This is a genomic window from Anaeromassilibacillus sp. D41t1_190614_C2 (assembly GCF_015558525.1).
Classification (GTDB): domain Bacteria; phylum Bacillota; class Clostridia; order Oscillospirales; family Acutalibacteraceae; genus Anaeromassilibacillus; species Anaeromassilibacillus stercoravium.
In genome coordinates, this window is sequence record NZ_JADMOD010000008.1 from 41596 (window position 1) to 67634 (window position 26039).

A 26039-nucleotide genomic window follows, 5' to 3' on the forward strand; every position below is an offset into this window, starting at 1 on the left:
CTTGAGTGAGTGAAGGTGAAAAAATGGGACAAGAAGAGCGGATTCAAAAAGCCTACCGGGGATTGGGAGGCAAACGGACATTTTATGATGGCATGATCACCTGTTCCACCCTGTCAGGCCGGGCGGTGTGCAGTCTGGTATGGGAAATGGGCCGTGCGGAAACCCAGGACTACCTTTGCGCCGCCCTTTCCGGAATACCGGAGGGGTTTTCCGGAAGACTGCTGGAAGTCCCCGTGGGTACCGGCATACTGACCATGCCCCTCTATCGGGAAATGCCGGAGGCGGAGATCACCTGCCTGGATTACTCGCCGGAGATGCTGGAGCGGGCAAAATCCCGGGGCGAGGGACTTGCCCATGTGCGCTTTCAGCAGGGGGATGTGGGGGCGCTGCCCTTTGGGAACAGCAGCTTCGACATCGTGCTCTCGCTCAACGGCTTTCATGCGTTTCCGGACAAGGAGGCCGCCTGGCGGGAGATCTTTCGTGTACTGCGGCCCGGCGGGACCTTCTGCGGCTGTTTCTATGTGCGGGGACAAAACCGCCGCACGGACTGGCTAATCCGCAGGCTGTATGTGCCAAAGGGCTGGTTCACCCCGCCCTTTGAGACGGCGGAGAGCCTGCGGCATCGTCTGGAGGAAACATTCGGGCCTGCAAAGGTCCGCACCGTTCAGAGCATAGCCTCTTTTGTCTGCCGGAAGGCGAAGGAGAAACACCCGTAAACGAATTGTACACAAATATTGAACAACAGGAGGAAAATCAAATGCAGCAAAAGCGTAATCAACAAGCAGAAATTCGTCTCGGCAGTCACGGCGAAGACTACGGGAGCTGGATGTCCAATCCCGTGTTCTATATTATCGGCGGCATTACGGCTCTGGCCGTGGTTTTGGCCGTACTCTCCTTTTCGGTGTTCCACATCACGGTTCTCGGTGTTCTGTTCTCTGTTGTTGCGGCGGCGCTGGTGGCCCTGCTGGTCTGGATCACATGGATCAGGCGTCAGTATGCCTTTGGCGGCGGCGGGATCATGGAACAGGTTCACCGGGTCGTTCTCTCTCATCTGGACTATGACGGCCAGGGCAGTCTCTTGGAAGTCGGCTGCGGCTCCGGAGCCCTGTCGATTCGTGCGGCCCTGACCTGGCCGGAGTCAAAGGTCACTGGCATGGACTACTGGGGAGCTGTTTACAATTACAGCAAGGCCCTCTGTGAGAAAAACGCCGCAAGTGAAGGCGTGGCCTCCCGGTGTGTATTCCAGCATGGCGACGCCAATCATCTGGATTTCCCCGATGAGAGTTTTGATGCGGTCATCAGCAACTATGTCTACCACAATGTCATGGGAGCCGATATGCACAAGCTGCTGCTGGAGAGCCTGCGGGTGCTGAAAAAAGGAGGCGTCTTTGCTCTGAACGATGATATGAAGCCCAAGCTGTACGGCGATATGGATGCCTTTGCGCAAAAGCTGCGGGAGATGGGCTATCAGGATGTCCGGCTCATTGATACCGCAGAAGAAGCCTTCGGCTCCCACCGCCGGGCTGCCATGATGATGCTGGGATCTTCCCAGCTGCTTGTCGGCAGAAAGTAATTCGTCCAAATAGGAGGGTTGACCATGTCCAAGTTGGGTGTTGTAGAGGACACGCTTTTTGTCCCCATGCTGGGCAGGATCTATGCCAGCGAGTACTGCCCGCAGATCCTGTACGATCCAAAGGCGCTGGAACTGAAAAAGAAACTGCCTTCCAGCCTGCCGGAGCAGGACGGACAGAGCCAGTATACTCTGCTGGCCTCCGCCGCCCGGTCCGCCAATATGGATCGGTACATCCGGGCGTTTCTGGAGCGCAGGCCGGACGGTGTGATCGTCCAGCTGGGCTGCGGCCTGGAGACGGCCTATTCCCGCTGCGACAACGGGCATACCCGCTGGTATGCGGTGGATCTGCCCCATGTGGTGGAGTACCGGCGGGAGTTGCTGCCGGAGCCGGAGCGGGAGACCTATCTGGCCGGAGACGCCTTTGCCGGGGACTGGATCAAGCAGATCCGCGCCGATGTGCCGGATGCTCCTATTCTGGTCACCGCCGGCGGCCTGTTCCACTATTTTGAGGAAAATAAGGTTGTGGAACTTTTGCGGATGCTCACGGGGGTTGGAGAGATCGAAATCGTCTTTGACACCGTGAGCAAAAGCGGCATGGCCATGATGCGGAAAAAGTACATGAAGCAGGTGGGCCACGGGGATGCGCAGATGTTTTTCTATGTGGATTCGGCGTCGGAGTTGGCCGGAAAAATCGGCAGCGGGGTCAGGGTGCTGGCTGAGGAGCCTTATTACCGCCGTATCCCCCGAACCGGATTGAAGCTGTCCACCAAGGTCAGCATGGCGGTTTCGGACCGGTTTGGTATGGTGAAGATGGTACATCTCTGTCACAGCGCTAAATTCCATGACTAAACGGGATAAAGCCGTCCAATCGGAGCGGAAAGAACAGCGATGTGCCGCTATACTCAGTAAGAAGGGGCGCGCTGAGCGCCTTTTCTCAGAAATAACGGTTAGCATAATCTAACTATGTTGAAGGAGAGCGGTACATCATGAACACGCAGAAAAAAGGGATGACGGGAAAGGACATCATTACGGTGGGAATTTTCTCCGCCATCTACTTTGTCATCAACTTTGCTTTTATGCTTCTCAGCGGTCTGCATCCCCTGCTTTGGATCTTGATGCCTGGCCTGATCGCCGTATTTGCGGGTATCCCATTCCTGATGATGTGTACTAAGGTGCCAAAGACCGGCGCAGTGGTCCTGATGGGCTTTATTACGGCCTTGATCTACTTTGTTACTGGCCAATTTACGGTGGTGATTCTCATTGCTTTTGCGGTGAGCTGCATCTTGGCGGAGCTTTGCCGGATCTGTAGCCATTACCGGTCTTTCCGTGGTAATGCTCTGGCCTACGTGTTTTTCTCGCTGGGGATGATCGGCTCCCCGCTGCCTGTCTGGATCATGCGGGACAGTTTTCTGGCGCAGATCAGCCAGCAGGGAATGCCGGAAGCCTATGTCTCCACCTTGGCGGCATTGACTTCCCCGGGTATGATCGTGGTTCTGGTGGGGGCGCCTATCGTGGGAGCTATTCTGGGTATCCTGCTGGCCAAAGGAATGTTCCGCAAGCACTTTGAGAAGGCGGGGATTCTGTAACATGGAGGAGGCACGGCGCTGTTTGGTGTTCGACCCCAGGGTGGGTCTTGCTCTGCTGGTTTTCGCCAATCTGGCAGCCTTTAGTGAGCAACCTTTTTGGATGGAAATGATATGGATCGGTTTTCTCCTGCTCCTGATGCTGCTCCATCGCTGCTTTGCCATGGTGGGGAAAAGCATCTTGATCTTCGGAGGAATCCTGTGCCTGCAATACTGGATTCTGCCGGCTGCGCCGGGATGGGTTGCTACCAGCTTCTCTATTTTTGCCAACTATGCCCGCCGAATGATGCCTTGCCTGATGCTCGGCTTTCTGATGCTTCGCCGGACGCCTATGCCTTATCTGGTGGCTGGAATGCGGAAGATCCATTTCCCTCAGCGGCTGATCGTAGCCGTCTCGGTGACGCTGCGGTACTTCCCAGCCATTCGGGAAGAGACAGGCTATATCCGCGATGCAATGCGATTGCGGGGCATCCGGGGATTGGCAAAGCTGGAGGGAATCATGGTTCCCCTGATGGTCTCCGCTACCGGCACTGCGGAGGAGCTGTCCGCAGCGGCAGTAACCCGGGGAATCGAGGACCCGGCGCCTAAGACCAGTCTGGTGGAGCTGCGGGCCTCGCCGGTGGACAGCGCCGCATTTGTCGTGGGCGTGGGGTTGACTGCTGCCCTTCTGGCGGCCAAATTGGGGGTGTTTCCATGGTAGAGCTGCAAGATGTGTCCTTTTCCTATACAAAAGAAGTGGGCACCCTCACCCATGTGGATCTGACCATCCGACCGGGCGAGTGTGTCTTGCTCTGCGGCGCTTCCGGCTGCGGAAAGACCACCATCACGAAGTTGGTCAACGGCCTGATCCCGGCATTTACGGAGGACTGCACGCTGACCGGACAGGTCCTGCTCCACGGCGCGCCGGTGCGGGAACAACCTCTTTACCAGCTGGCCCGGCAGGTGGGGTCTGTTTTCCAGAACCCCAAAAGTCAGTTTTTCAACATGGATTCCGACAGTGAGCTGGCCTTTGGCCTGGAAAATCAGGGTATGACCCGGGGTGAGATCCTCCATCGGCTGGATGATACCACCGACCGCCTGCATCTGAAGCGGTTGAGGGGGCGGAACATCTTCGCCATGTCGGGCGGAGAAAAGCAGCTGCTGGCCTTTGCCTCGGTCTATGCCATGGGGCCGAAGCTCTACATTCTGGATGAGCCTACGGCCAATTTGGATCGGGAAACCATCGAAAGACTCCATGATCAAATCGCATACCTGAAAAGTCGGGGACACACCATTCTCATTGCGGAGCATCGGTTGTACTTTCTGGCGGATCTCATAGATCGGGCTGTCTATCTGCGGGACGGGATCGTGGAGCGGATCTGGAGCGGAGCAGAATTCCGGCGGCTGGCTGAGACAGAACGGATCGCTCTGGGCCTTCGCACGCTCACGCCTACTCAGGTGACTCTGCCGCCCGCCCGCGCCGCGGGGGAACAGGATGGACTGTCTGTGGAGGGCCTGTACTGCCGGTACAAGCGGGAGCCGCCGGTATTTCAAAACCTTTCCTTCTCCGCCCGCCCGGGGGAGGTGCTTGCCATCACAGGCGACAACGGCGTTGGAAAGAGTACTCTTTCCCGCTGCCTGTGCGGCCTGATGCCGGAGAGTGCCGGAACGATCCGACTCAATGGCCGCGTCCTTGGTCCGAAGCAGCGGCAGCGGATCGCCTACTGCGTCATGCAGGATGTGAACCATCAGCTCTTTTCCGACAGTGTGTGGGGAGAGTGTCGGCTGGCTGCGGAAGGGCTCTCCGACCAGCGCATTCAGGAGGTATTGGACCGACTCCATTTGCTTGCGTTCCGGGAAAAGCACCCTATGGCCCTCTCCGGCGGGCAGAAGCAGCGTTTGGCGGTGGCTACCGCCATGCTGTCCCAAAAGCCGCTGCTGGTATTCGACGAGCCCACCAGTGGTCTGGACTATGCAAGAATGCAGGAAGTGGCCTGTTGCGCACGGGAACTGGCGGACGAGGGCCGGGTGGTTCTGGTGGTGACACATGACCGCGAATTTCTCCAGTGCGCCTGTGATCGAGTCCTGGAACTTTGAGAAAGGAGCTGAGCCGCAGTGGCATTTTTACAGGACAGCCAACCGGATCTGTGCCTCTTGGCCAAGAGTGGTGGGTGCAGCGTTTATCAGCTGCGAAATGAGAGCGGCGAGGGAACCATGACCGTCTATGAGGTGTTCCCCGGCGCTACCATCCTGTATAACGATTTCCACATGGCCTATTGCGACTCCTCTTTTGAAACCCGACAGGATCTCCTCTGCATCGACTATTGCCGGGAGGGCCGGATGGAATACGCTGTGGGCAACGATGCGTTCTCCTATGTGGAGGCAGGTGACCTGAAAGTGGATCGCCGCCTGAAGCACAAAGGATACTTTTCTCTCCCGTTGTCCCACTATCATGGCATCTCCATGTGCTTTGACCTGTCCATGGCACCCGTGGAACTGGCTCGTCTGGCGGGAGACTATCCTTTGGATCTGGCCGCCATTCAGCGGAAATTCTGCCCGGATGCCCGGCCGCAGGTCATTCACGGAGCACCCTCGGTGGATCACATTTTTCAGGAGTTGTGTGCCGTACCGGAGCGGATCAAAATGCCCTACTTCCGGGTAAAGATTCTGGAGCTGCTGCTGTATCTCGACGCCCTGGAATTGGGAAGCGGAACGGAAAAACCATATTTTTACCGTTCCCAGGTGGAAACGGTAAAGGCCATCCGCTCCTATCTGGTGGAGCATCTGGATCAGCATATCACGTTGGAGGCTCTGTCCAGACAGTACCAGATCCCTTTGACCACCATGAAGGCCTGCTTCAAAAGTGTATATGGCAGTCCGGTGAACACCTATATGCGGGCACTGCGGATGGATCGGGCGGCTCTGCTGCTTCGGAAAGAACCGGAGGCCAGCGTTACAGAGATCGCCGGAGCGGTGGGCTATGACAGCTCCAGCAAATTTGCCGCGGCTTTTCGGGCGGTGAAGGGACAAACTCCGCTTGAATACCGGCGAGGCGGCGGGAATCCCGTTCTCTCTTTTCCTGACGAAACGGAGTGACGCTGGCTGTGCGGAGCGGCAAGCACGGGTAAGAACCGATACAATAGGGCATGGTGAGAGATGTCTCACCATGCCCTATTTTTTGAAAGGAGTGGTTTTGTGAAACAACGCAGCTGGCTGGCCATCCTGCTCTCCTTTGCCGGTCCCTGCCGGGGAAAGCTGGTCTTGTCTGTTATATGCGCAATTATCAGCGTGGTGGGGGGCTTTGTGCCGTATCTGGGGGTCTATGAGATCCTTCGCCTGTTTATCCATCAGTCGGCCTCCGGAACGGAGCTTCTCCGATGGGCTGGAGTGTGTCTGGCGGGATATACGGTCAAGGTGGCTTTTTACGCCTTTTCTACTATGCTGGCTCATGTGTCTGCCTACACCATTTTGGAGGGCCTGCGCCGTCAAGTGGCCCATAAGCTGATGCACGCCCCCTTGGGGAGTGTGCTGTCGAAGCCCGTCGGTTCCCTCAAAAGCACCATCGTGGATCGGATCGAGGACATTGAGCCGCCGCTGGCCCACATGATACCGGAATTGAGTTCCAATGTGCTGCTGCCTATCGTGGTGGTGATCGCCCTCTTTGCCATGGATTGGCGGATGGGCCTTGCCTCCCTTGCTACGATCCCGGCCGCGCTGATCCCCATGGCGGCGAGCCTGCGGACCTACAACGAAAAGTATGCCGCCTATATGGCAGCCAATGCTCAGGTCAACAGTATCATCGTGGAGTATGTAGAGGGCATCGAGGTGGTAAAGGCTTTCAACCAGAGCGGTGCCTCCTATGAGAAATTCGTCCGGGCAGTGACCAGTTTTCGTGACTTCACGCTGGATTGGTTCCGCTGCACCTGGAAGTCCATGAACCTGTGCCTGTCTATCCTGCCTACCACGCTGCTGGCCACCCTGCCAGTTGGGATCGCCCTGTATCAGACCGGCGTCCTGGACCCGGCCCGGCTGGCTCTGTGCTTGATGCTGGTGCTGGGTATCGTGTCCCCGCTGGTGCAGGCTGCAGCCTTTCTCAATTCCATGAAGAGCATGGAATTTGCCGTCCGGGACACTCGGCATCTGCTGGATCTGGAGGAGCTGCCCGAGGCGTCCGAGCCCGCCCGCCTCTCCGGCAGCGGTATCACTTTGCGGGATGTGTCCTTCTCGTATAGCGGGAAAGAAGAGGACACTGTGCTGCGTCACATTGATCTGGAACTTCCCGCTGGCACCTTCACCGCTCTGGTGGGTCCCTCCGGTGGCGGCAAATCTACGGCAGCCCGGCTTATCGCTCGGTTCTGGGATGTGACGGATGGCTGCATTGCCATAGGCGGTGTGGATATTCGGAATCTCACACTGAAGCAGCTGGCGGATCAGGTCAGTTTCGTGACACAGGACAATTTCCTCTTTGACTGCTCTCTGAAAGAAAACATTCGATTGGGGAAGCCGGACGCCACGGAGGAGGAAGTTTGGGCGGCTGCCAGGGCTGCTCAGTGTGAGGAGTTTTTAGGGCGGCTGGAGCATGGATGGGATACCCCAGCGGGTGAAGCGGGCAAGCAGCTCTCCGGTGGGGAGCGGCAGCGGATCGCCATCGCCCGCGCGATTCTGAAGGATGCCCCCATTGTAATTTTGGACGAGGCCACCGCCTTTACCGATCCGGAGAACGAAGACAAAATCCAGCGTTCTCTGATGGCGCTCTCCCGGGGGAAAACGCTGCTGGTTATTGCCCACCGGCTGAGCACGATTCAGAACGCCGACCAGATCGTGGTGCTGGAGAAGGGCCGTATTGTGGACAAAGGCACACAGCCGGAGCTGCTCAGCCGATGCCCGCTATATCAAAAGCTATGGCAGGCCCATGTGGGTGCCCAGAACTGGGCGGTTGGAAAGGAGGCTTGACGATGTTTCAGAGTATGAATCGGATTCTGCGTTGGACAAAGGGGTACCACAGACGGCTGTATCTCGGAAGCCTCTGTTCGTTTCTTGCCACCTGGGCCGCCGCCGGGCCGGTGATGCTGACGGCCTGGGCCCTTGGGCTGGTCATCGAGAGTGCCCAGGAGGGGACGGCGCTGGACGCCAGGCTCCCCTGGCTGTGCCTGGGCGGGATCATCCTGCTGATCGTTCTGCGCTTCGTGTGTGCTTACTGGAAAAACCGGCTCCAGGAGAGTATCGGAACAGAGCGGGCGGCGCAGCAGAGACTGGAACTTGGTGACCTGCTCAAACGGGTTTCCCTGGGGTATTTCTCTAAGAATAACCTGGGCGACATTCTGGCTGCTCTGACCACGGAGCTCAGTACCCTGGAGCTGCAAAGCATGAAGATGGTGGATGCGGTCATCAACGGCTATCTGCAGGTACTGGTCATCGTTTTGTGCATGGCGTTCTTCTGCCCCGAGGCGGCGCTGGTGGCAGTGGTGGGTGTGCTGCTGTCCGCCTTTGCCCTCCGCGGCATCGGGCGGCAGAGTGCCCGCACCGCTCCGGTGGGACACCGGGCCCAAGAGGCATTGTCCGGGGCAGCCATTGAGTACATCCACGGCCTTTCGGTGGTCAAATCCTTCGGACAGGAGGGGGCGTCCTCCCAGCGGTTTTTTGAGGCGTGCCGGGCCAATAAGGACATCCGTATCAAAAACGAGTTTGGATTTGTGCCCTGGAACTGCCTGCACCTGTTTTCTCTGAAGGCCGCAGCTGTTGGCCTGGTGTTCACCGCCGGCTGGCAGACTATGAACGGAACCTTGGAGCTGCCGGTGCTCCTGATGGCTGCCATGTTTTCCTTCACGATCTTCGGCAGTGTGGAGTCCATCAACGACGCCGCCCATATCCTTTCTGTCACGGACTCGGTGCTGGACCGTCTGGAAGAACTGGAGGGAACGGAACTGCCGGATCAGGATGGGAAAGACATCTCTTTGGAGCATTACGACATCTGCTTCGACCATGTCTCCTTCGGTTACGGAACACGGGAGGTGATCCACAATGTTTCCTTCCAGCTGCCGCAAAACAGCGCCACCGCCATTGTAGGGCCGTCCGGCAGCGGGAAGAGCACCCTCTGCGCGCTGCTGGCCCGGTTTTATGATGTGGATCAGGGACGCATCACCGTGGGCGGCTATGACATCCGGAAGATGACCTGCGACAGCCTTTTACGCAACATTGCTATGGTATTTCAGAATGTGTATCTGTTCCACGACACCATCCGCAATAACATCCGTTTTGGCCGTCCGGATGCTGCCGAGGAGGATGTAATCGCCGCAGCCAAAGCGGCCCGCTGCCATGACTTCATCATGGCGCTGCCCCAAGGGTACGACACCATGGTGGGAGAAGGCGGCTCCAACCTTTCCGGCGGAGAAAAACAGCGCATTTCCATTGCCCGGTGCCTGCTGAAGGACGCCCCCATCATCATTCTCGATGAGGCCACCGCCAGCGTGGACCCGGAGAATGAGCATGAGATCCAGGCGGCGCTCTCTGCTCTGGTGCGGGGGAAGACCATCATCACCATCGCCCACCGTCTGGCTACAATCCAAAACGCAGACCGGATTTTAGTGGTGGAGGATGGTCGCATTGCTCAGCAGGGCACCCATCAGGAGCTGATGAGCCAAGAGGGAACTTACCGGAACTTTATCGAGATCCGACAGCGGGCTGAGGGCTGGCGGATATAAAATAAGTATGTGGGGAGGCAGATCTGCCTCCCCACATACTGTTTTGGGATGATTCTTTGGATTTTGGCTTTGTATCACTTTCGCTTTGCCATTTTCCTGTACTCCAGCGGGAGCAAGCCGGTGCTTCTTCGAAACAGTTCCGCAAACCGGCTGGATGTAGAATATCCTATCGTTTGAGCAATCTGACCAATTTGCAGATCGGTATGAGCCAGCAGATATTCTGCCTGACTCATGCGGCGCTGCTGTATATACTCTGTGATCGTGCAGCCATAGACCTTCTTGAAGCTGCTTTTGAGTTTTGTCGTACCCATGCAGGCGATTTGTGCCAGACGTTCTATGGGTACTTCACCAGCGTAATGATCACTCAGATAGGCCGCTACGGTTTGAATCCGTTCCAAATCCTGAGAAGCCAGTTTGTGATCTGAAACTGAACGCTTTTTTTGATATTCAACCACCAGAGAGAGCGCCTCGGCTACCTTGCTCTCATAATAGAGTTTAGCTGCAATTCCGGTTCCACGGTAACTCTGTAGTTCTGATAGAAGCCGGTACATTTCCGGGAAATCTGTTGTTTGGTCGATTTCCCGAAAAGCCTCGACAGGATTCCGATATACTTCTGGATATTGTTTTTTCAGATAATCCTCATAATATGCAGGGGTGATCTCGATGCCTATGGATCGAACCGGTATATTTTTGTGGACGATTACTTGATATGGCTTGTATCCGCCCACATAGGTCTTGATACATCCGGCTGACAACCGGCGATACGGAGACAACTCTTCACCGGAGATAGAATCGTAACGGGTAATACTGAGACATTCCGGGAGATCAAATTCCAGCATAAAATCCTTATTGAAAGAGAAGTTGTGTATCTTGATGTCGAACAGATCCCTTTGCCCGTAGGTCCAATAGGAACCTTCGCCAACTTCCGGAGATAGCTTCCAGCAAAGCCCCAGAGGACCATACTGATCATTATCTGGTTCCGGTACAAAACCGTGCTTTTTCAGTAATGGCGCATAGTATTGCTCGATGATACCGGTCATTACAATAGATACGCCTCCCTTGTTTTGCAATGATTAGACGAATTTTTGAAATGATAGGACGAACCTCGCTCCAAACGATTGAAAGCAGGTTGTGCATGGTGTAATTATATATAACGGTTAGCCATATCTAACCAAAGGATAGCATACCTATCCCATAAAGTCAACGCATTGCAAAATAGGAGGATCAACATGAGCAACCAAATCAATCCCGCAAAAAAGAGTCTCACGATCAAAGATCTTGTGACAACCGGCATTTTCAGCGCAATTTTCTTGGTGTTTACCATGATTGGCGGTATTTTCTTTGCACCAAACCCGGTTTTGACATTCTATATGCCGATGGGTGCAGCATTGCTGTGCGGCCCTGTATATCTTCTGATGATCGCCAAGGTTCAGAAGCGGTGGAGCGTCACCATTCTTGGCATCGTTATGGGGATCATCTGGTTCGTTACCGGAATGCACTGGGCTTTTTCTTTAGGCTATATCGGAATGGGAATTATCGCCGATCTGGTAGCTGGTGCGGGACATTACCGCAACAAGGCGGTCAATCTGCTGTCCTATATGCTGATGTCGTTGGGCGGCGTTTACACCTATGTGGTGTTTTTTACTGATCCGCAAGGCTGGGCCAGTACAATGCTGGAAAACGGCACGGAACAGTCCTATATTGACACAATGAGCGCATCTGCGCCTTCCTGGCTGTTGGCTGTCATCATTATCGGAACGCTGGCGATTGCTGCGTTCAGTGGTTGGATCGGTGGAAAGCTGCTGAAAAAGCAGTTTGAAAAGGCTGGGATCACCGCATGATTGGCGGAGCGTTATTCAGGCGCAGACTGTGGCTGGACCCCAGAACGAAGATATTACTGCTCGTGCTGTGTATCCTCTCTGCCATGATGGCTCCATCTTTATTCTACGAACTGGGCCTTGTGGTGCTGATTGGACTGCTCGGCATTTGTTTTGGAAAGTGGAAGTATGCCTGGAAGGGAGTGCTGTTCTATGCGCTGATCGTTCTGCTCACCATCTGGATTATGGATACCATGACCGGAACTTGGCGCACCATGTTTATCGCTTTTTTAGGGTTGTTCCATAAGGTCTACCCCTGCGGGATGCTGTCCGGCATTGTCATCTCCACTACAAAGGTCAGCGAATTCCTCTCGGCGATGAATCGCATCCATGCACCCCAAAAGCTGGTAATCCCCTTGGCGGTCATGCTGCGTTATATCCCTACCATTCAGGAGGATTGGCGGTTTATCAAGGATGCGATGCGGATGCGGGACGTCTCACCTTCGCTTAAGGGGCTCCTGACACATCCCGGAATAACGGTGGAGTGTATCTATGTTCCGTTGATGATGGCGGCATCCAAAGCGGCGGATGAACTGTCCATCGCTTCTATCACCCGCGGCATTGAAAACCCAAAGCCTCGAACTTGTCTGGTGCAGATCCATATTGGTTTGATGGACATTGCGGCAGTCTTTTGCTTTGCAGGCGCGTTGGTTGTCGGGCTTTATGGAAAGGGGGTGCTGGGATGATTGAGTTAAAGCATGTGTCATTTACTTATCAAGGACAAACAGGAGACGGGCTGCAAGACATCAACCTGACCATAGAGGACGGAGAATGTGTGCTGTTCTGTGGCCGGAGCGGCTGCGGAAAGACCACCATCACGAGGCTTGTAAACGGTTTGATCCCGCAATTCTACGCAGGAGAACTGGCGGGCAGCGTACTGGTGGATGGTCAGGAAGTCCGTGATCTTCCCATGCACCAGATTGCCGCAAAGGTTGGATCGGTGTTTCAAAACCCAAGGACACAGTTTTTCAATGTGGATACAGACAGCGAGATCGCTTTTGGTATTGAGAATCAAGCACTTCCAGTTTGCCAGCTGAGAGAACGCGTGGATCGTACATCGGCAGAACTGCACATTGAAAACCTCCGTAATCGCAACATCTTCGAGTTATCCGGTGGAGAAAAGCAAAAGATAGCGTTTGCTTCGGTCTATGCGATGAATCCTCAAATATATCTTTTGGATGAACCGTCCTCCAATTTGGATATGCGTTCCATTCAAGAATTGGGAGAACATCTCAGGCTGATCAAATCGCAGGGAAAAACCATATTGATTGCAGAACATAGGTTGTACTATTTGATGGATCTGGTGGACCGGATTGTGTATTTGGAACACGGGAAAATCATGCAGGTCTTTACGCCGGAAGCATTTCGGCAGCTGTCGGAGGATACTCGAGAACATATGGGCCTTCGAGCGATCGATTTGCATTATGTTCTCCCGCCGCGGGACCATTCCCTTGCGCCTGTTCCAGATCCTATCCTGGAACTTAAAAATGTAGCCCTTCGCTATAAGAAGAGAACCGTTTTGCACAACATCAGCCTTACAGCTGCAAAGGGAGAGGTAATTGGTGTCGTTGGCCACAATGGGGCCGGAAAAACGACCTTTTCCCGTGCTTTGTGCGGGCTTCACAAGGCCTGTGATGGTCAATTCTTTTGGAACGGTCTGTCCATGGATCACAAAGATCGCCTGCGGCATTCCTATATGGTCATGCAGGATGTGAACTACGAGCTTTTTGCGGATAGTGTGGAGTCAGAATGTACATTCGGTATCCGCAATCCGAAACAGACGCTCGTTGACGCAACACTGGAAGAGTTGGCCCTGGCCCCATTCAGAGACCGCCACCCCAATACCCTGTCCGGAGGTCAAAAGCAGCGGGTGGCGGTAGCGGTCAGCATGATTTGTGGGAAAGACCTGCTGGTGTTTGACGAGCCGACCAGCGGGCTGGATTTTGATAGCATGACACAGGTTGCGGGTCTGATCCGGCGGCTGTCTGATATGGGAAAAGTCATCTTTATTGTCACACATGATTTTGAATTTGTCAGTCGTACCTGTTCCCGCATCCTCCACTTTGATGAAGGAGAAATGCCCGACGATGTGCCTGTTACCATGGACGCTCTCCCTACATTGAGAGAATTGTTCTCCATTTCAGAAAGCAGGCCGGGACGGACAGAACACAGGAAAAGCCGATTCTGTGCTGCCGATTGCTGACGATTGCAAAAGCCGCATGGCGGAATGTTCCCCATGCGGCCTCTTGGTTTCTATTAAGGATCTTTCCTTTCCATGTCGGTTTTTTCCGTGAAGTAGTTGCAGTATGCTCTGCGGTATTCCGCAGGGGAGCGTCCGGTGTTTCGCCGGAAGATCTCCGCGAAACGGCTGGGATTCTGATACCCAACAATGGCCGCCACCTGGCTCACCGGCAGGTCGGTTTCCCGCAGCAGCCGCCCAGCCTGCTCCGTGCGCTGCCCCTGAATGTACTGGGTAATCGTGCAGCCATACCGGACATGGAAGGCATCCTTCAGCTTGGAAATACTCATGCAGCCAATACGGCTGAGACGTTCCAGCGGCAGTTCATCCGCACAGTGGGCCGTGATGAAGGCTGCCACATCGGCCAGCCGTACCATATCCTCCGCACTGACAGAACGGCGGTTCTTGCGCTTCAGGTGCCGCTCTGCCACCAGCGCCACCGCCTCCGCCACCTTCCCATCATAAAACAAACGGGCGGGAAGCCCCTCCCCCCGGTAGTCGCGCACCTGTTTCAAGAGCTGCACCATTTCCGGGAAGTGTTCTGTCTGATCCAGCGTTTGAAAAGACTCCAGCAGGCTTTGATACTCCTGGGGAAACTGGCGGCGCAGATAATCCCGGTAGTAAGCCGGGGTGATCTCCACGCCAATGGAAACGATGGGGATCTGCCTGTGGATGAGCGCCCGGTATGGTTCCCGACCTCCGATAAAACTTTTGACACAGCCTGGAACAAGACGGCGGCAGGGGGAGAACTCCTCACCGGAAATGGATTCATACCAGGTGACACTGAGACTCTCCGGCCAATGGAACTCCAGCAGCTGATCCTCATGGAAAAAGAAATCATGGATCTTGATGGTATAGAGATCCTGCTGCCCGTAGGTCCAGAAAAAACCGCCGCCCTGCTGGGAGGTGTGCCGCCAGCACAGCCCCATGGAGCCGTAACGCCGGTTCTCCGGATCTGGAAGAAACCCGTGTTCCTCCATCGCCCGGCCATATTGCTGCTCCAAGTCTTTATTTGCCGCCATAATCTGTCACCACCTCGATCAGCCACATCTCCACCCCAATCAGCCGGAACCGCGCCCAAAGCCTTGCGATACCGCTGTTTTGCCGGTAGGATGGATGTTGGTTAGTATCTGCTAACTAAAATATCACTTCCCGGCGCTCTCGTCAAGCCGGGGGAAGGAGGAACAGACGATGAAAGAAAAACGGCCATCACCGGTGATGCGGCTGCTGCAGTGGGCCGGGCCGGAACGGAAATGGCTGATCCTGTCCGTTTTGTGTGCCTTTGGCAGCGGTATTCTGGTCATCACATCGTATATTGGCATTTACCGGCTGATGGATGCGGTGCTCTCCGGCGCCTGTACCAAAGCAGTTATCGCCGACTGCGCTTTGCTGGTCACGGCGGGCACCGTGGGAAGGCTGGTGCTGCTGGGTACTTCGGGTGTGCTGTCTCACAAGGGAGCCTATGGGGCGCTGTTTCGAGTGCGGTGCATGGTAACGGAGCATCTTGCCAAAGTGTCTCTTGGAGCCTTGGACGAGCGGAGCACAGGCGCGGTCAAGACCGTTCTCAATGAGGACATCGAGAAGTTGGAACTGTTTCTGGCCCACAACCTGCCGGAATTTGTGGCCTATCTCACAGGACCGGTTGTGATTTTCCTGTATCTGCTCTCCGTCAATGCCCCTCTGGCCCTGGTCTCCCTACTCCCGCTGCCCCTGGCCGGCATTGTGATGGCGGTCATCTTCCGAAGAATGAAGGGGGTCTTGTCCGATGTCAACCGCTCCCTGGTAGGCTTTAATTCCGTGATGATTGAGTACATCTCCGGTATGCGGCTGATCAAAGCGTATAACATGGGCAGCCGCTCCTTCCAGAAATTTTCCCATGCCATTGAGGAGGAGAACCGGATCTGGAACCTGGTCACACACAAGACGGCTCCGCCCTATGCCGCCTTTCTGCTGCTGGTGGAGTGCGGAATGGTGCTGATGGTTCCAGTAGGCGGCCTGCTTTTCCTCCGGGGAAGCGTTACCGGCAGCGTATTTCTGCTCTTTGCCTATGTGGGCGGGATGTATCTCACCGAGATCCTGCCCCTGCAAAAACTGGCCACCACCTTTGCTCAGGCGCTTTCCGGCGTGAAAAAGGTGGAGGAGATCCTGGATCTGCCCACCTTTTCCAGTGGCGCGGCCTTTCCGGAGACCTGCGGCATTACCCTGGATCATGTCTCCTTTTCCTACGATGGAAAGACCGGTGTGCTCAGGGATTGCTCCCTCACTGTGGCGCCGGGGGAAAAGGTGGCGCTGGTGGGGGTGTCCGGTGCAGGCAAAAGCACCGTGATCCAGCTGATGGCCCGCTCTTACGATGTGACCCAGGGAACGGTCCGCATCGGCGGCAGAGATGTGCGGGAGCTGGACTACGAGGACCTGTTGGACCATATCTCTCTGGTGTTCCAGAAGACCTTTCTGACCCGGGGAAGCGTGCTGGAAAACATTCGCATGAACTCGGGAGCAACACTGGAGCAGGTGCGCGAGGCTGCCAGACTGGCGCAGATCGATGATTTCATCCAATCGCTGCCCCAGGGCTATGAAACCAAGGTGGGTACTTTCGGCTCCCGTTTCTCCGGTGGGGAGCGGCAGCGGATTGCCATCGCCCGAGCTATTTTGAAAAACGCCCCCATTCTGATCCTGGATGAAGCCACCTCAGCGGCTGATCCGGAAAACCAGGTGGAGATCGACCGGGCCATTGAAAACCTGTGCCGGGGCAAGACAGTTGTGATCGTGGCCCACCGGCTGGGCGCCATCAAGCTGTGCGACAAGGTGGCAGTAGTGGAGAACAACACCATTACCTGCTGTGGTACCCATGAAGAGATGCTGGAGAAAAATGAATACTACCGCAGGGCTTGGGCGGATTACCGGGCCGCCCGTGCCATTGCCTATTCCGTGGAAGGGGGTGTGCAGCATGCGTGAGGCAAATGTGTTCCGTAAAAATCGGGCCTTCTATTCCGGTGTGATCCTCACGGTAGTGGAAGGGCTGCTGTCCGGGTGCAGCTACTTGTCCATTTATATGGTTCTGTCCGGGCTGTCTGAGGGCAGCCTGAGCGCACAGCGGCTCGGGCTGCTGACTGCGTTTCTTGCGGGCATCTTCCTGATTCGACTGGTCATTTACGCCGCCGGTTACACGCAGGTTCAGCTGGGCGGAGCTGCTGTTTCCAAAGGACTGCGGCTTCGGCTGGGTGACAAACTCAAACAAATCCCTCTTTCCCGCTTCACCCAGGGACAGGTGGGAGAGTATGTGAATACCATGACCAGCGATGTGGGCAGCTACGAGAAGATCCTGACCCACTCCAGCGGCAACATCACCAAAAACGCGGTGCTGGCCGCCATGCTGGTAGGCTTTGTATGCAAGGTGTATCTGCCGGCGGGGCTGATTCTTTTCTTGGTGGTAGCGGGGCTGATCCCAAATCTGTGGCTTTCCTTCCGCGTTGTTGCCAAATACGGCGTGGCCAAGCATGAGGTCAGTGCCGAGACGGTCAGCAGCATCGTGGAGTACATCGATGGTATCCAGACCTTCCGTGCCTATCATATGGGTGGCGTCCAGAATCAGGCTACTACTGAGGCGATGCGGAGGTTCAGCCGGGTGTGTTATCTGTACGAGGCAAAGGGCATCCCTATTGGCTTCGGGTATAACATTCTCAGCTGGTGCAGTGTGCCGGCCATCATGGCGCTGGCAGCCGGCCCCTGGGCAGCCGGTACGCTGAGCAATGTGGATTATCTCATGGTCTCCATGCTGCCCATTCTGCTGACCAAGCTTACCACTGCCATTTCCATCGATCTCTTTGAATGGAAGCACCTGATGGTCTCCAAGAACAATATCCTCCAGGTGATGGCGGAACCGGAGGAGAGAGGTTCCATGGCGCCCTTCCATCCTGCTGAGCAGAACATCACCTTCCGCTCGGTCTCCTTCTCCTATGTGCCGGGAGAGCCGGTGCTGAAGGAACTGTCCTTTACGGCGCCGGCAGGAAAGCTCACCGCCATTGTAGGAGACTCCGGTTCCGGAAAATCCACCATTCTCAATCTGATCGCCAAATACTACGAACCGCAGAGCGGCGACATCTCCATTGGAGGGCAGTCCATTGAGACCGTGGCGGCAGAACGGGTGCTGGAGCAGATCTCCATGGTGGATCAGCAGGTGTTCCTCTTTGATGATACAGTTCGGGAGAATATCCGCCATGCCCGCCCCTCGGCCACAGACCATGAGGTGGAGGCCGCCTGCCGTGCGGCTGGATGTGACGGCTTCATACAGAAGCTGGAGCATGGCTATGACACCCCTATTGGGGAAAACGGAAACTTTCTCTCCGGCGGGGAGCGTCAGCGTCTGTCCATCGCCCGGGCTATTTTGAAAAACAGCCCCATCCTGCTGCTGGATGAGGCCACTGCCTCACTGGACATTGAAAACGAGCTGGCGGTCAAGCGGGCAATCCTGGGGCTTTTGTCAGAGCGAAAGACAGTAATCATGATTGCACATACCCTGTCTATCGTTCGAAATGCGGATCAGATTCTGGTGGTAGCAGACGGGAACATTGCGGAGTCCGGCACCCATGAGGAGCTGCTGGCCAGAGGCGGAAAATATGCCGCTATGTGGGCAGCTGAGCAAAGACTGTCCAATTAAGTGGAGATGCTTCCCCGGCACTGCCAACGATTCTTTCTCCTTCTATCCCAATAAAGAAATCAACCGGAGTGCAAATTGCTACCCAGTTGATTTCCTTGCCAGAATGTTCATGGCTGCAGACAGAGAAGCGGTCGCTGACAGAATATCCTTGTCAACGACCGCTTTTTGTCATAATTCAGAATTCTGGAATCACGCCATTATAGCGATCCGCCTTTTCCAGAAGCGGCCCCTTGGCACCCATGGTGAAGGCAATGTCGCTGCTGCGGATGGATAAGAGCCGCATCCCTGGGGCAATGCGAAGAAAATCCATCATCGGTTTCGTTAGACGGATCAGTCCGTCTGCTGTCACAGAGAGCCAGCAGTGGTAGCGTCCTTTGCAAAAAGAGCCACGCCTTGTACATGGACTCTAATTGTCATCAGCAATCGAAAGGTGTGCCCTGCGGCGATACTCCAGCGGCGGGCAACCGAAGTGCCGGACAAAAACTGCGGCAAATTTGCTCTGATTTTCGTAGCCTACCTGTGCTGCGATCTCCGCCACTCGTAATTCGCTGCTCTGCAGCAATTCTGCTGCCCGGCGCATCCTCACCTCTCGTAAAAATGTGGAGAGGTTTTCTCCAAACACACCGCGGAAGTAGTTCTTAAGACTGGTTTCGGCAACCTGGAACCGCTCCGCCAGTTCCCGCGCTGTATGGTTCTGGCTCAGGTCTGCGCACAGAATGTTCCGTGTCTCCCTGGCGATGGCCACTTGGGAGCTGGTAAAATAGCGGACTGCGGGACTGGTTTCAAGAGGCTGGCGTTCTACCTTCCAAAGCAGCAGGGCGGAGAGAAGTTTCAGCAGTCCCACTTCCTCCGAATCTCGAAGCTGCCACAGGTCATCCAGCAATGTCTGCACACAGGCAGGCGTGGGTCCCAAATACAGTCGGCGGGAGGTATGCAGGTGCTCCATGATCCCCTCCGGGCTTACTTCCCCCTCCTGAAACAGTGGATAGGGACGATGGGCCAACAAATCCAGATCCAAAAACAACTCGATACCCTCATAGAGACCGCTGGGGTAGCGATACTCCTCCTGAGCCTGCTGGGTTCCTACGGCCATGTGTCCTTGAGAGAGAAAGGCAAACTGTCCATCCTCCAGCACCACCTCACAGCGCCCCTTCTGGCAGAAGTTCAGCAGCAGGATGTTGGCTGCCTCGTTCTGCGCCAGAGGCCAGACCTGGGTATAGATCCGGTTGAAGGAAAGAATTGCGCCCTCCCACAAAGAAAACAGTCGCAGGCTTCCGTTCTCTGAACCACAGCGGGTCATCACCGTAGCCTTGCCATTGGATCGAACCTTCACATCGCCTGGGAAACGGCTGGCATCAAAAAGTTGCGACATATTGGACATGGGCAGCGCCTCCGTTGTTTGATTTGGTTTGATTGTAACTGACTGGGGAGGAGTCGTCAATGATTGCTCAAAAACTGCAAGCTATTTGGAGCTAAAATGCCTGTATGGAGTTGCCGGCAGGTAGTCAGCTATGCTATTCTGTTTTTTGGTTAGCTAAGGCTAACGATTATAAACAGGAGGAATTTCAATATGTCTCAATCATTGGAACAGGGAAAACGCAAACTGACTGCCAAAGACGCCATCACCGCCGGCGCACTGGGGGCGGTGTGCATTGCCATTCGCTTCCTTTTTATGCTGGTGGGCGGTGTCAGCCCCTACGTATGGTTTGCTACCCACTTTATTGATGCCATTCTGATCGGGCCAGTGTTCATGCTGATGGTGGCCAAAGTGCGGAAAAACGGCCCTTTTCTTCTCACCAGCCTGATCACCGGCGTGGTGCTGGTGGCTGCTACCTGGATGTTCCCCATCACAGGACTGGTGGGAGGAATCCTGTGTGAGCTGTGCCTGCGAGCTGGACAGTTCCGGCGGAAAAGCTGGCTGATGCTGGGCTTCTTCTGCTTCAATCTGGGCTTTATCGGGGACTTTCTGCCCCTCTGGTTTACCAAAGAGAGCTATTTGGAGTATGCCGCCCAGATGATGGACGCTGGCTATATGGCCACCATGGAGGGCCTGCTGACCTGGCCGGTGTTCGGGGTCATTGTACTGAGCATTCTGGTAGGTTCTGTTCTGGGCTCCTTGCTGAGTATGAAGCTCATGCGTAAGCATTTTGTCAAGGCCGGGCTGGCCCAATGAGGAAGAATATTCGCCCTTCTTTTCTTGATCCTCGAACCAAGATCCTGATCTGGCTGTTGGCCAATGTGGTGGTATTCACCTGGAGCCCTGCGGTTTTCCAGCTCAGTGTCATGGTAGCCTATTTGATTCTCTTTCTGGTAGAACGGAAAGGTACCATGCTGGGAGGGCTGCTGGCGACATATCTGGCTATCCTGGCGATACAATACTGGCTGTTGCCGCTGTTGCCCGGCTCTTTGGCTACGGTCTTTGCTACGGTGACCTACTTCATTCTGGTGTTCCCCTGTATTGCCGGCGGTGCCTATCTGATTGCCACCACCAGCGTCAGCCAGTTCATGGCTGCTTTGGAGAGGATGGGCGCTCCTCGGAGTTTTTCTATTACCCTTGCGGTGACGCTGCGCTTTCTGCCTGCACTTCGGCAGGATTTGCGCCATATCCGGGATGCCATGGCCCTTCGGAATATCCGTGGTTTTGAGGAGAAACTGGAGTGCATTTATGTACCAATGCTCATGGGGGCAGCCCAGACAGCAGAAGAACTCAGCGAATCCGCCACCGCTCGGGGCATCGAGTACCCAGGAAAGATGTCCTCCTGGCGGCCCATCGGATTTCACATCCAGGATGTGGTGGTCACACTACTGTTTCTGGCCCTCTGCGTGGGCGGGATCTGCTGCAAGGGGGTGTTGCCATGATTAGCTTTGACCATGTGACCTATGCTTATGAGGGCAAGGAGACGCCAAGCCTTCGGGACTGCACCTTTTCTGTGAAACCGGGGGAACTTATCCTGCTCACCGGTGAGAGCGGCTGCGGCAAGACCACAATCATCAAGCTCGTCAATGGCCTGCTTCAGCATACTGGAGGTGGGACGCTGGCGGGAACTGTTATGGTTGGCGGCCAGGATGTGGCACAGACCCCGCTGTGGGAATTGGCGCGGACGGTGGGCTCGGTGTTTCAGAACCCCAAGTCCCAGTTCTTCAATCTGGACACCACCAGCGAGGTACTTTTTGGGCTGGAGAGTCGTGGAGCGTCCCACGATGAAATGGCACAGGCTCTGGAATCCGCCGCCCAAGTCTGCGGAGTGGGGCCGCTGCTGGAGCGGAGCATTTTTGCTCTGTCCGGTGGAGAGAAACAGCGCATTGCCTGCGCCAGCGCCTGGGCCATGGGGCCGGAGCTGTTTGTACTGGACGAGCCTTCCTCCAATCTGGATGGGGAGGGTATCCGCCAGCTCCGGGAGATTCTGAAACAGCTGAAAAAGGCCAGGAAGACCGTGCTGATGGCAGAACACCGCCTTTGGTACGCTGCGGATCTTGCTGATCGGGTGTTCTATCTGCGGGGTGGGCAGCTGCAACGGGAATATTCCGGGCAGAATTTCCTCACTCTGACCGAGAAGGAACGCCGCTCCATGGGACTGCGGAGCATTGCGGAGGTACCGGTGTCCTCGCCTGAGCCAAGCCCAACGACGGGAGCAGACGGTTTGATGGTTCGGGAGTTGCGGGCGACCTATAACGGTGCGGCTGTATGGGAGGGCGTATCCTTCCGTGCGCCCAGGGGACAAATTACCGCCATTACCGGCCAAAACGGGGCAGGCAAGACCACCCTGGCCCGGTGTCTGTGCGGTTTGATGAAGGAACAAAGCGGTACAATTTTTTGGGATGGAAAGCCTCTGCGCCGAACGGAAAGAAGGCGGAAGGCGTTCCTAATCATGCAGGATGTGAACCTCCAGCTTTTTGGAGACAGCGTGCTGGCAGAGATCCGGCTGGGAAATACGGCCACAGAGCAGGAGGCTTTGACAACCTTGGGCCGAATGGATCTGGCTCAGTATGCGGATACTCACCCCATGGCTCTATCCGGCGGGCAGAAGCAGAGGCTGGCCGTTGCAGATGGCTATCTCAGCGGAAAGGAGCTGCTGATCTTTGATGAGCCTACCAGTGGACTTGACTATGGCCACATGCTGGAGGTGAGCCGACGCCTCCGGGAGTTAGCGGAGCAGGGGCTATGTGTGGTGGTTATCACCCATGACGGAGAATTCCTGCGGGAGAGTGGGGCTTGGACGGCGGATTGGCTGCCAAATGACAAGCAGCCATGAAGTGTCCAGGAAATAGCCGCCTACATAACGGAAGGGGGACTGTCTATGCCTTTACGCAAATCGGGTGAAGATTATCTGGAGGCCATCCTTGTCCTCAAAAAGAAAAAGGGCATGGTGAGGTCTGCGGATGTGGCTCGGCACATGGATGTGTCCAAGCCCAGCGTGTGCCATGCGGTGGCTACACTAAAAAAGGGCGGCTTCCTACTCATGGATGGAGATCACTTCCTGCACCTGACTGATCTCGGCCGTGAGGTTGCCGAGGATACCTACGAAAAGCATCTCTTTTTTACAGAGATACTTGTGGCAGCTGGTGTCGATCCTGTTACTGCCGAACGGGATGCCTGCCGGATTGAGCATGTAGTCAGCAAGGAAACCTTTGAGCGACTGAAAGCAACTCGTAAACTGAGTGGGAAAGCGGTGATATCATCGGACGAGTCATGATTCTGGAGCTGCACGAAAGAGATACGGAAGTTTTGGAGCAGATCCTGTCTATCCTCAAAAACCACCCTGAGATAGAAAAATTCGAGATTGATGAGGAACCGATGGTGTCGCTCCCTGGTCTTGAGATCCTTCCAAGCAGACGAAAGGTCTTTCGGGATCGCCAGGAGATTCAGCTTACCGCAAAAGAATATCGGATTCTCCTGCTGCTGGCCACCAACAAAGGCCGTGTGCTGACCTACGCACAGATTTACGAACAGGTCTGGGGCGATTTCACTACAGGAAACGAAAACAATACGATAGGTTTTCATATCTGCAACCTGCGCGAGAAGCTGTATCGGGCTAATCCAGATGCCCCGTTCTACATTCGCTCCGTGCGGGAAGTCGGATACTGCCTGGATGTCGATGAACCGTAATTCTACCATCATTTTCTTTCATATGGATGTCTTTTCTCTGTCATAAATCTCTGATAGAGTGAGACCTTCTGGGTGGTTCACAATGAACCGCCCCTGAGTCCAGCGAATGGGCGCAGTTCTCCCTTGGCGGAAGATTTTGAAATTACCATTCATTCAGAGAGTGGTTTGTACTACATTTTGGTACAAACCACTCTCTCTTTTATTTCACGGTATAGAGATTGGAGGTGCTGCTCCCATTCGGCCTGTGCCGGGAAGCCTTTTTCAGATAGCCGTGCTGCTCCAGATCGTGCAGCGCCCGCTTGACCGTAGAGCGGGACAGCTTCATGTCCGAGGCAATGGTCTTAATGCCCGGCCAGCACTTTCCCTCGGCATCGGAGCGATCCCGCAGGTACATATAGACCGCCTTCGCTCTGGAGGGAAGCTCAGTGTCGGCGTAAATCGTTCCGAAGTAACTCATCGTTCCTCCTCTCCGAATGTCTTCATTTGCTTTCCTCTTTTTACAGCCCTCTCCTGAGCCGGAGCATGGGCGATGCCGCCCCGGCTGGATACCGCATAGCCGCGGCTTTCGTCCATCTCCTCCGGCTCACTGAGCTGCGGGAGATTCCGCTCCAGATCCACCCGGTTGGCATAGGCCACCGCTCGGTTGGCTCTCTCCGGCACCACATACGGCTCCCCGAAGGTAATGCCCCAGTTTAAGAAGAGTTGGAGCCGGGTCCGCATGGGATGAGTGCCGGTTTTCATGACGATAAAGCTGCCCTTGGGAATGGATTTCAGCTCGTCGGGCGTCAGCAGGGCGCGCTCCATCATCTGCAGGCTCTGGCTGGGATCGTTCTTGCCACGGCTCACCGAGCCGGAGAGGACGGTGCGGCTGCCCAGGGCTTTGGACAGCACTTCGGCGGTCTGGCTGTTGGGTGCAAAGCCGCCGAAGATGGTGTCCTGGCAGTTGTCCTGAATGATCTCGCAGCCCTCTTTCCCGTAGTTTTTTTCGAGCTGCGCTAAGGACTGGATGATCGGCACGAGCGTTAACCGGCGAGAGCGTCCAGCGGAGAAAAGGGGCAGTATATCAAACGGGGGCATGGTGCCGAATTCGTCACAGAAAAGCACCACCCGGTTTTTCAGCTTGCCGCCGTTCTCATCGGCCACAGCGAACAGCTCCCGGCTCAGGTTCTGGATCATGAGACCGGCCATGAAGTTCTTGGTTGTGTCTTCTTCCGGCAGGATCAGGAAGATGGCAGACTTCTCCGAAGCAAACTTCTCAGCGTCAATGGCGCTGTCGAAGCACAGGATCTGCTCCAGCTCGCTGTCCAGAAAGGCATTCAAGCGGGACAGCACGGTGGACATGACGGAGGCCATTGCCTGCTCGGCGCTGTTGAGGGCGGCACCGGCAAACCACCTCGCCTTGTGATCCGGCGGCAGTTTTGCCATCAGGAGCTGGAAGTGGCTCTTGCCCTTGACACGGCTGGGCTCCAGCAGATCCTGCACCAGCTTGAACACGGAGACGATATGCCGGCGCTCCTGGGGGTGGTCTTTATCGGGCGGCAGGAACTCGGCAAGCATCAGGATGACCGAGGTGAGCAGACCTTCCGCCGCATCGTAGAAGAAAGCGTTCTGACCGCGGTTGCTGTCATCGCCGTCCGGATTGACGATGGTCTTGGACAGGATTTTGGCGTATTTCTCGGCCTTGGCCCGGGCCGCGAGATTGTTCGGGTCACTCCGGGCAATGTCCATATACCGGTTGACCAGCGTCAGCAGATTGTTGCCATCCGAGCGGGTGGGATTTCGTAGGTCGATCACGGCCACATTCTGATACCCATAGCAGTTCTTGGCAATGGCGCCGTAATTGCGGGCGAGGTCACCCTTGCTGTCCAGCGCCAGCCAGCTCATGCCGCTGGCGCAGGCGTACTCCAGATTGGGATAGAGAAAATAGGCGGTCTTGCCGATGCCGGAAGCACCGATCATCAGGCAGTGGATGTCATCGCTGTCCACGAGGGCGGTGAGTTCGCCTTTCTTTCCCTTGCACCCCAGCACCAGCCCCTGCTCCGTGGGCAGGTTCTGGCCGCTGCGCCATTTCTTCACCTCGAAGGGAACATGGGCATAGGTCTGCCGGATCTCTTTGGCTGTGGCCCATCTTGCGGTGCCGTGCTGGCCGTCGCCGACCGTTTTGGATTTGATCCCGCTCAGGGTATAGTAGTGGGACAAGGCGGCCAGACAGCCGATGACCAGAAACATCAGCCCGCCGGCGGCCAACAAAATCAGGACTTGGTGTGGCATGGTTAACCCCTTTCAGGGCACACCACTTCCTGCTCGGTTCCATACTTCTGAA

General features: G+C 55.6%; 25 protein-coding genes. 19 read left to right on the forward strand and 6 right to left on the reverse strand.

What is annotated here, in order from left to right; all coding sequences use genetic code 11:
* Positions 1-23 precede the first annotated feature (23 nt).
* The 9 genes from I2G69_RS07865 to I2G69_RS07905 all read left to right on the forward strand — a co-directional run bounded on the left by I2G69_RS07865 (position 24) and on the right by I2G69_RS07905 (position 9836).
* Positions 24-716 (forward strand): class I SAM-dependent methyltransferase, encoded by a 693-nt coding sequence (locus I2G69_RS07865; protein ID WP_195560564.1) that lies wholly within the window; start codon positions 24-26, stop codon positions 714-716.
* 41 nt (positions 717-757) lie between these two features.
* On the forward strand, positions 758-1573 hold the full coding sequence (locus tag I2G69_RS07870) for a class I SAM-dependent methyltransferase (RefSeq protein WP_195560565.1): 816 nt from the start codon (positions 758-760) through the stop codon (positions 1571-1573).
* Between the two features lie 24 nt (positions 1574-1597).
* Positions 1598-2422 carry a class I SAM-dependent methyltransferase gene (locus I2G69_RS07875; protein ID WP_195560566.1) on the forward strand — a complete coding sequence of 275 codons (825 nt, stop codon included), beginning with the start codon at positions 1598-1600 and terminating at the stop codon, positions 2420-2422.
* Positions 2423-2559: 137 nt separating this feature from the next.
* Positions 2560-3159: an MptD family putative ECF transporter S component gene (locus tag I2G69_RS07880; protein ID WP_006572695.1), complete on the forward strand. Its 600-nt coding sequence runs from the start codon at positions 2560-2562 to the stop codon at positions 3157-3159.
* A 1-nt stretch (position 3160) separates the two neighbouring features.
* On the forward strand, positions 3161-3856 hold the full coding sequence (locus I2G69_RS07885) for an energy-coupling factor transporter transmembrane component T (RefSeq protein ID WP_195560567.1): 696 nt from the start codon (positions 3161-3163) through the stop codon (positions 3854-3856).
* Positions 3850-5232: an ABC transporter ATP-binding protein gene (locus I2G69_RS07890; protein WP_195560568.1), complete on the forward strand. Its 1383-nt coding sequence runs from the start codon at positions 3850-3852 to the stop codon at positions 5230-5232. Before I2G69_RS07885 ends, I2G69_RS07890 begins: the two co-directional genes overlap by 7 nt.
* A gap of 18 nt (positions 5233-5250) precedes the next feature.
* A complete protein-coding gene (locus I2G69_RS07895) occupies positions 5251-6231 on the forward strand; it encodes a helix-turn-helix domain-containing protein (protein WP_195560569.1) in 981 nt (326 codons plus the stop codon).
* 60 nt (positions 6232-6291) lie between these two features.
* Positions 6292-8088 (forward strand): ABC transporter ATP-binding protein, encoded by a 1797-nt coding sequence (locus I2G69_RS07900; RefSeq protein ID WP_195560570.1) that lies wholly within the window; start codon positions 6292-6294, stop codon positions 8086-8088.
* A 2-nt stretch (positions 8089-8090) separates the two neighbouring features.
* Complete coding sequence (locus I2G69_RS07905; RefSeq protein ID WP_195560571.1) at positions 8091-9836, forward strand: ABC transporter ATP-binding protein; 1746 nt, start codon at positions 8091-8093, stop codon at positions 9834-9836.
* Between the two features lie 74 nt (positions 9837-9910).
* Here I2G69_RS07905 and I2G69_RS07910 read toward each other — a convergent pair whose 3' ends face one another.
* A complete protein-coding gene (locus I2G69_RS07910; protein ID WP_195560572.1) occupies positions 9911-10876 on the reverse strand; it encodes an AraC family transcriptional regulator in 966 nt (321 codons plus the stop codon).
* Positions 10877-11065: 189 nt separating this feature from the next.
* On the opposite strand from I2G69_RS07910, the gene I2G69_RS07915 reads away from it, so the two are divergent.
* The 3 genes from I2G69_RS07915 to I2G69_RS07925 are packed head-to-tail and all read left to right on the forward strand — an operon-like array spanning position 11066 to position 13916.
* Positions 11066-11677, forward strand: a complete 612-nt coding sequence (locus I2G69_RS07915) for an MptD family putative ECF transporter S component (protein ID WP_195560573.1) — start codon at positions 11066-11068, stop codon at positions 11675-11677.
* Positions 11674-12399: an energy-coupling factor transporter transmembrane component T gene (locus tag I2G69_RS07920; RefSeq protein WP_195560574.1), complete on the forward strand. Its 726-nt coding sequence runs from the start codon at positions 11674-11676 to the stop codon at positions 12397-12399. The genes I2G69_RS07915 and I2G69_RS07920 overlap by 4 nt, the downstream gene beginning before the upstream one ends.
* Positions 12396-13916 (forward strand): ABC transporter ATP-binding protein, encoded by a 1521-nt coding sequence (locus I2G69_RS07925; RefSeq protein WP_195560626.1) that lies wholly within the window; start codon positions 12396-12398, stop codon positions 13914-13916. The genes I2G69_RS07920 and I2G69_RS07925 overlap by 4 nt, the downstream gene beginning before the upstream one ends.
* 53 nt (positions 13917-13969) lie before the next feature.
* On the opposite strand, the gene I2G69_RS07930 is transcribed toward I2G69_RS07925, so the two are convergent.
* Positions 13970-14974 (reverse strand): AraC family transcriptional regulator, encoded by a 1005-nt coding sequence (locus tag I2G69_RS07930; RefSeq protein WP_006572705.1) that lies wholly within the window; start codon positions 14972-14974, stop codon positions 13970-13972.
* A gap of 169 nt (positions 14975-15143) precedes the next feature.
* Here I2G69_RS07930 and I2G69_RS07935 point away from each other — a divergent pair, with 169 nt between their 5' ends.
* Together I2G69_RS07935 and I2G69_RS07940 are read left to right on the forward strand one after the other, a co-directional pair.
* Entirely contained in the window at positions 15144-16907 is a 1764-nt protein-coding gene (locus I2G69_RS07935; RefSeq protein ID WP_195560575.1) for an ABC transporter ATP-binding protein, read from the forward strand.
* On the forward strand, positions 16900-18609 hold the full coding sequence (locus I2G69_RS07940; protein WP_195560576.1) for an ABC transporter ATP-binding protein: 1710 nt from the start codon (positions 16900-16902) through the stop codon (positions 18607-18609). The genes I2G69_RS07935 and I2G69_RS07940 overlap by 8 nt, the downstream gene beginning before the upstream one ends.
* Positions 18610-18784: 175 nt before the next feature.
* On the opposite strand, the gene I2G69_RS07945 is transcribed toward I2G69_RS07940, so the two are convergent.
* Both I2G69_RS07945 and I2G69_RS07950 read right to left on the reverse strand, forming a co-directional pair.
* Positions 18785-18958, reverse strand: coding sequence for a hypothetical protein (locus I2G69_RS07945; RefSeq protein WP_195560577.1), 174 nt, complete (start codon positions 18956-18958; stop codon positions 18785-18787).
* Between the two features lie 57 nt (positions 18959-19015).
* Entirely contained in the window at positions 19016-19990 is a 975-nt protein-coding gene (locus I2G69_RS07950; protein ID WP_087294357.1) for a helix-turn-helix domain-containing protein, read from the reverse strand.
* A 189-nt stretch (positions 19991-20179) separates the two neighbouring features.
* Between I2G69_RS07950 and I2G69_RS07955 the strand changes: the two genes are divergently transcribed.
* From I2G69_RS07955 to I2G69_RS07975, 5 genes are read left to right on the forward strand one after another with little or no spacing between them, the layout of a single operon-like run.
* Complete coding sequence (locus I2G69_RS07955; protein ID WP_195560578.1) at positions 20180-20782, forward strand: MptD family putative ECF transporter S component; 603 nt, start codon at positions 20180-20182, stop codon at positions 20780-20782.
* Positions 20779-21468, forward strand: coding sequence for an energy-coupling factor transporter transmembrane component T (locus I2G69_RS07960; protein ID WP_195560579.1), 690 nt, complete (start codon positions 20779-20781; stop codon positions 21466-21468). The genes I2G69_RS07955 and I2G69_RS07960 overlap by 4 nt, the downstream gene beginning before the upstream one ends.
* Entirely contained in the window at positions 21465-22862 is a 1398-nt protein-coding gene (locus tag I2G69_RS07965; protein ID WP_195560580.1) for an ABC transporter ATP-binding protein, read from the forward strand. Before I2G69_RS07960 ends, I2G69_RS07965 begins: the two co-directional genes overlap by 4 nt.
* 45 nt (positions 22863-22907) lie before the next feature.
* Positions 22908-23303 (forward strand): metal-dependent transcriptional regulator, encoded by a 396-nt coding sequence (locus I2G69_RS07970; protein ID WP_195560581.1) that lies wholly within the window; start codon positions 22908-22910, stop codon positions 23301-23303.
* Entirely contained in the window at positions 23300-23716 is a 417-nt protein-coding gene (locus tag I2G69_RS07975; RefSeq protein WP_118428854.1) for a winged helix-turn-helix domain-containing protein, read from the forward strand. Before I2G69_RS07970 ends, I2G69_RS07975 begins: the two co-directional genes overlap by 4 nt.
* A gap of 199 nt (positions 23717-23915) precedes the next feature.
* Here the strand turns inward: I2G69_RS07975 and I2G69_RS07980 are convergent, their stop codons facing one another.
* Together I2G69_RS07980 and I2G69_RS07985 are read right to left on the reverse strand one after the other, a co-directional pair.
* On the reverse strand, positions 23916-24173 hold the full coding sequence (locus tag I2G69_RS07980) for a helix-turn-helix domain-containing protein (RefSeq protein WP_006572730.1): 258 nt from the start codon (positions 24171-24173) through the stop codon (positions 23916-23918).
* A complete protein-coding gene (locus I2G69_RS07985; RefSeq protein ID WP_195560582.1) occupies positions 24170-25987 on the reverse strand; it encodes a type IV secretory system conjugative DNA transfer family protein in 1818 nt (605 codons plus the stop codon). Before I2G69_RS07985 ends, I2G69_RS07980 begins: the two co-directional genes overlap by 4 nt.
* Between the last annotated feature and the right edge of the window lie 52 nt (positions 25988-26039).

Coding starts and splice junctions, on each gene's coding strand:
- I2G69_RS07865 (WP_195560564.1), top strand. CDS start 24: ATGGGACAAGAAGAGCGGATTCAAAAAGCCTACCGGGGATTGGGAGGC.
- I2G69_RS07870 (WP_195560565.1), top strand. CDS start 758: ATGCAGCAAAAGCGTAATCAACAAGCAGAAATTCGTCTCGGCAGTCAC.
- I2G69_RS07875 (WP_195560566.1), top strand. CDS start 1,598: ATGTCCAAGTTGGGTGTTGTAGAGGACACGCTTTTTGTCCCCATGCTG.
- I2G69_RS07880 (WP_006572695.1), top strand. CDS start 2,560: ATGAACACGCAGAAAAAAGGGATGACGGGAAAGGACATCATTACGGTG.
- I2G69_RS07885 (WP_195560567.1), top strand. CDS start 3,161: ATGGAGGAGGCACGGCGCTGTTTGGTGTTCGACCCCAGGGTGGGTCTT.
- I2G69_RS07890 (WP_195560568.1), top strand. CDS start 3,850: ATGGTAGAGCTGCAAGATGTGTCCTTTTCCTATACAAAAGAAGTGGGC.
- I2G69_RS07900 (WP_195560570.1), top strand. CDS start 6,292: ATGTCTCACCATGCCCTATTTTTTGAAAGGAGTGGTTTTGTGAAACAA.
- I2G69_RS07905 (WP_195560571.1), top strand. CDS start 8,091: ATGTTTCAGAGTATGAATCGGATTCTGCGTTGGACAAAGGGGTACCAC.
- I2G69_RS07910 (WP_195560572.1), bottom strand. CDS start 10,876: ATGACCGGTATCATCGAGCAATACTATGCGCCATTACTGAAAAAGCAC.
- I2G69_RS07915 (WP_195560573.1), top strand. CDS start 11,066: ATGAGCAACCAAATCAATCCCGCAAAAAAGAGTCTCACGATCAAAGAT.
- I2G69_RS07920 (WP_195560574.1), top strand. CDS start 11,674: ATGATTGGCGGAGCGTTATTCAGGCGCAGACTGTGGCTGGACCCCAGA.
- I2G69_RS07925 (WP_195560626.1), top strand. CDS start 12,396: ATGATTGAGTTAAAGCATGTGTCATTTACTTATCAAGGACAAACAGGA.
- I2G69_RS07930 (WP_006572705.1), bottom strand. CDS start 14,974: ATGGCGGCAAATAAAGACTTGGAGCAGCAATATGGCCGGGCGATGGAG.
- I2G69_RS07935 (WP_195560575.1), top strand. CDS start 15,144: ATGAAAGAAAAACGGCCATCACCGGTGATGCGGCTGCTGCAGTGGGCC.
- I2G69_RS07940 (WP_195560576.1), top strand. CDS start 16,900: ATGCGTGAGGCAAATGTGTTCCGTAAAAATCGGGCCTTCTATTCCGGT.
- I2G69_RS07950 (WP_087294357.1), bottom strand. CDS start 19,990: ATGTCCAATATGTCGCAACTTTTTGATGCCAGCCGTTTCCCAGGCGAT.
- I2G69_RS07955 (WP_195560578.1), top strand. CDS start 20,180: ATGTCTCAATCATTGGAACAGGGAAAACGCAAACTGACTGCCAAAGAC.
- I2G69_RS07960 (WP_195560579.1), top strand. CDS start 20,779: ATGAGGAAGAATATTCGCCCTTCTTTTCTTGATCCTCGAACCAAGATC.
- I2G69_RS07965 (WP_195560580.1), top strand. CDS start 21,465: ATGATTAGCTTTGACCATGTGACCTATGCTTATGAGGGCAAGGAGACG.
- I2G69_RS07970 (WP_195560581.1), top strand. CDS start 22,908: ATGCCTTTACGCAAATCGGGTGAAGATTATCTGGAGGCCATCCTTGTC.
- I2G69_RS07975 (WP_118428854.1), top strand. CDS start 23,300: ATGATTCTGGAGCTGCACGAAAGAGATACGGAAGTTTTGGAGCAGATC.
- I2G69_RS07980 (WP_006572730.1), bottom strand. CDS start 24,173: ATGAGTTACTTCGGAACGATTTACGCCGACACTGAGCTTCCCTCCAGA.
- I2G69_RS07985 (WP_195560582.1), bottom strand. CDS start 25,987: ATGCCACACCAAGTCCTGATTTTGTTGGCCGCCGGCGGGCTGATGTTT.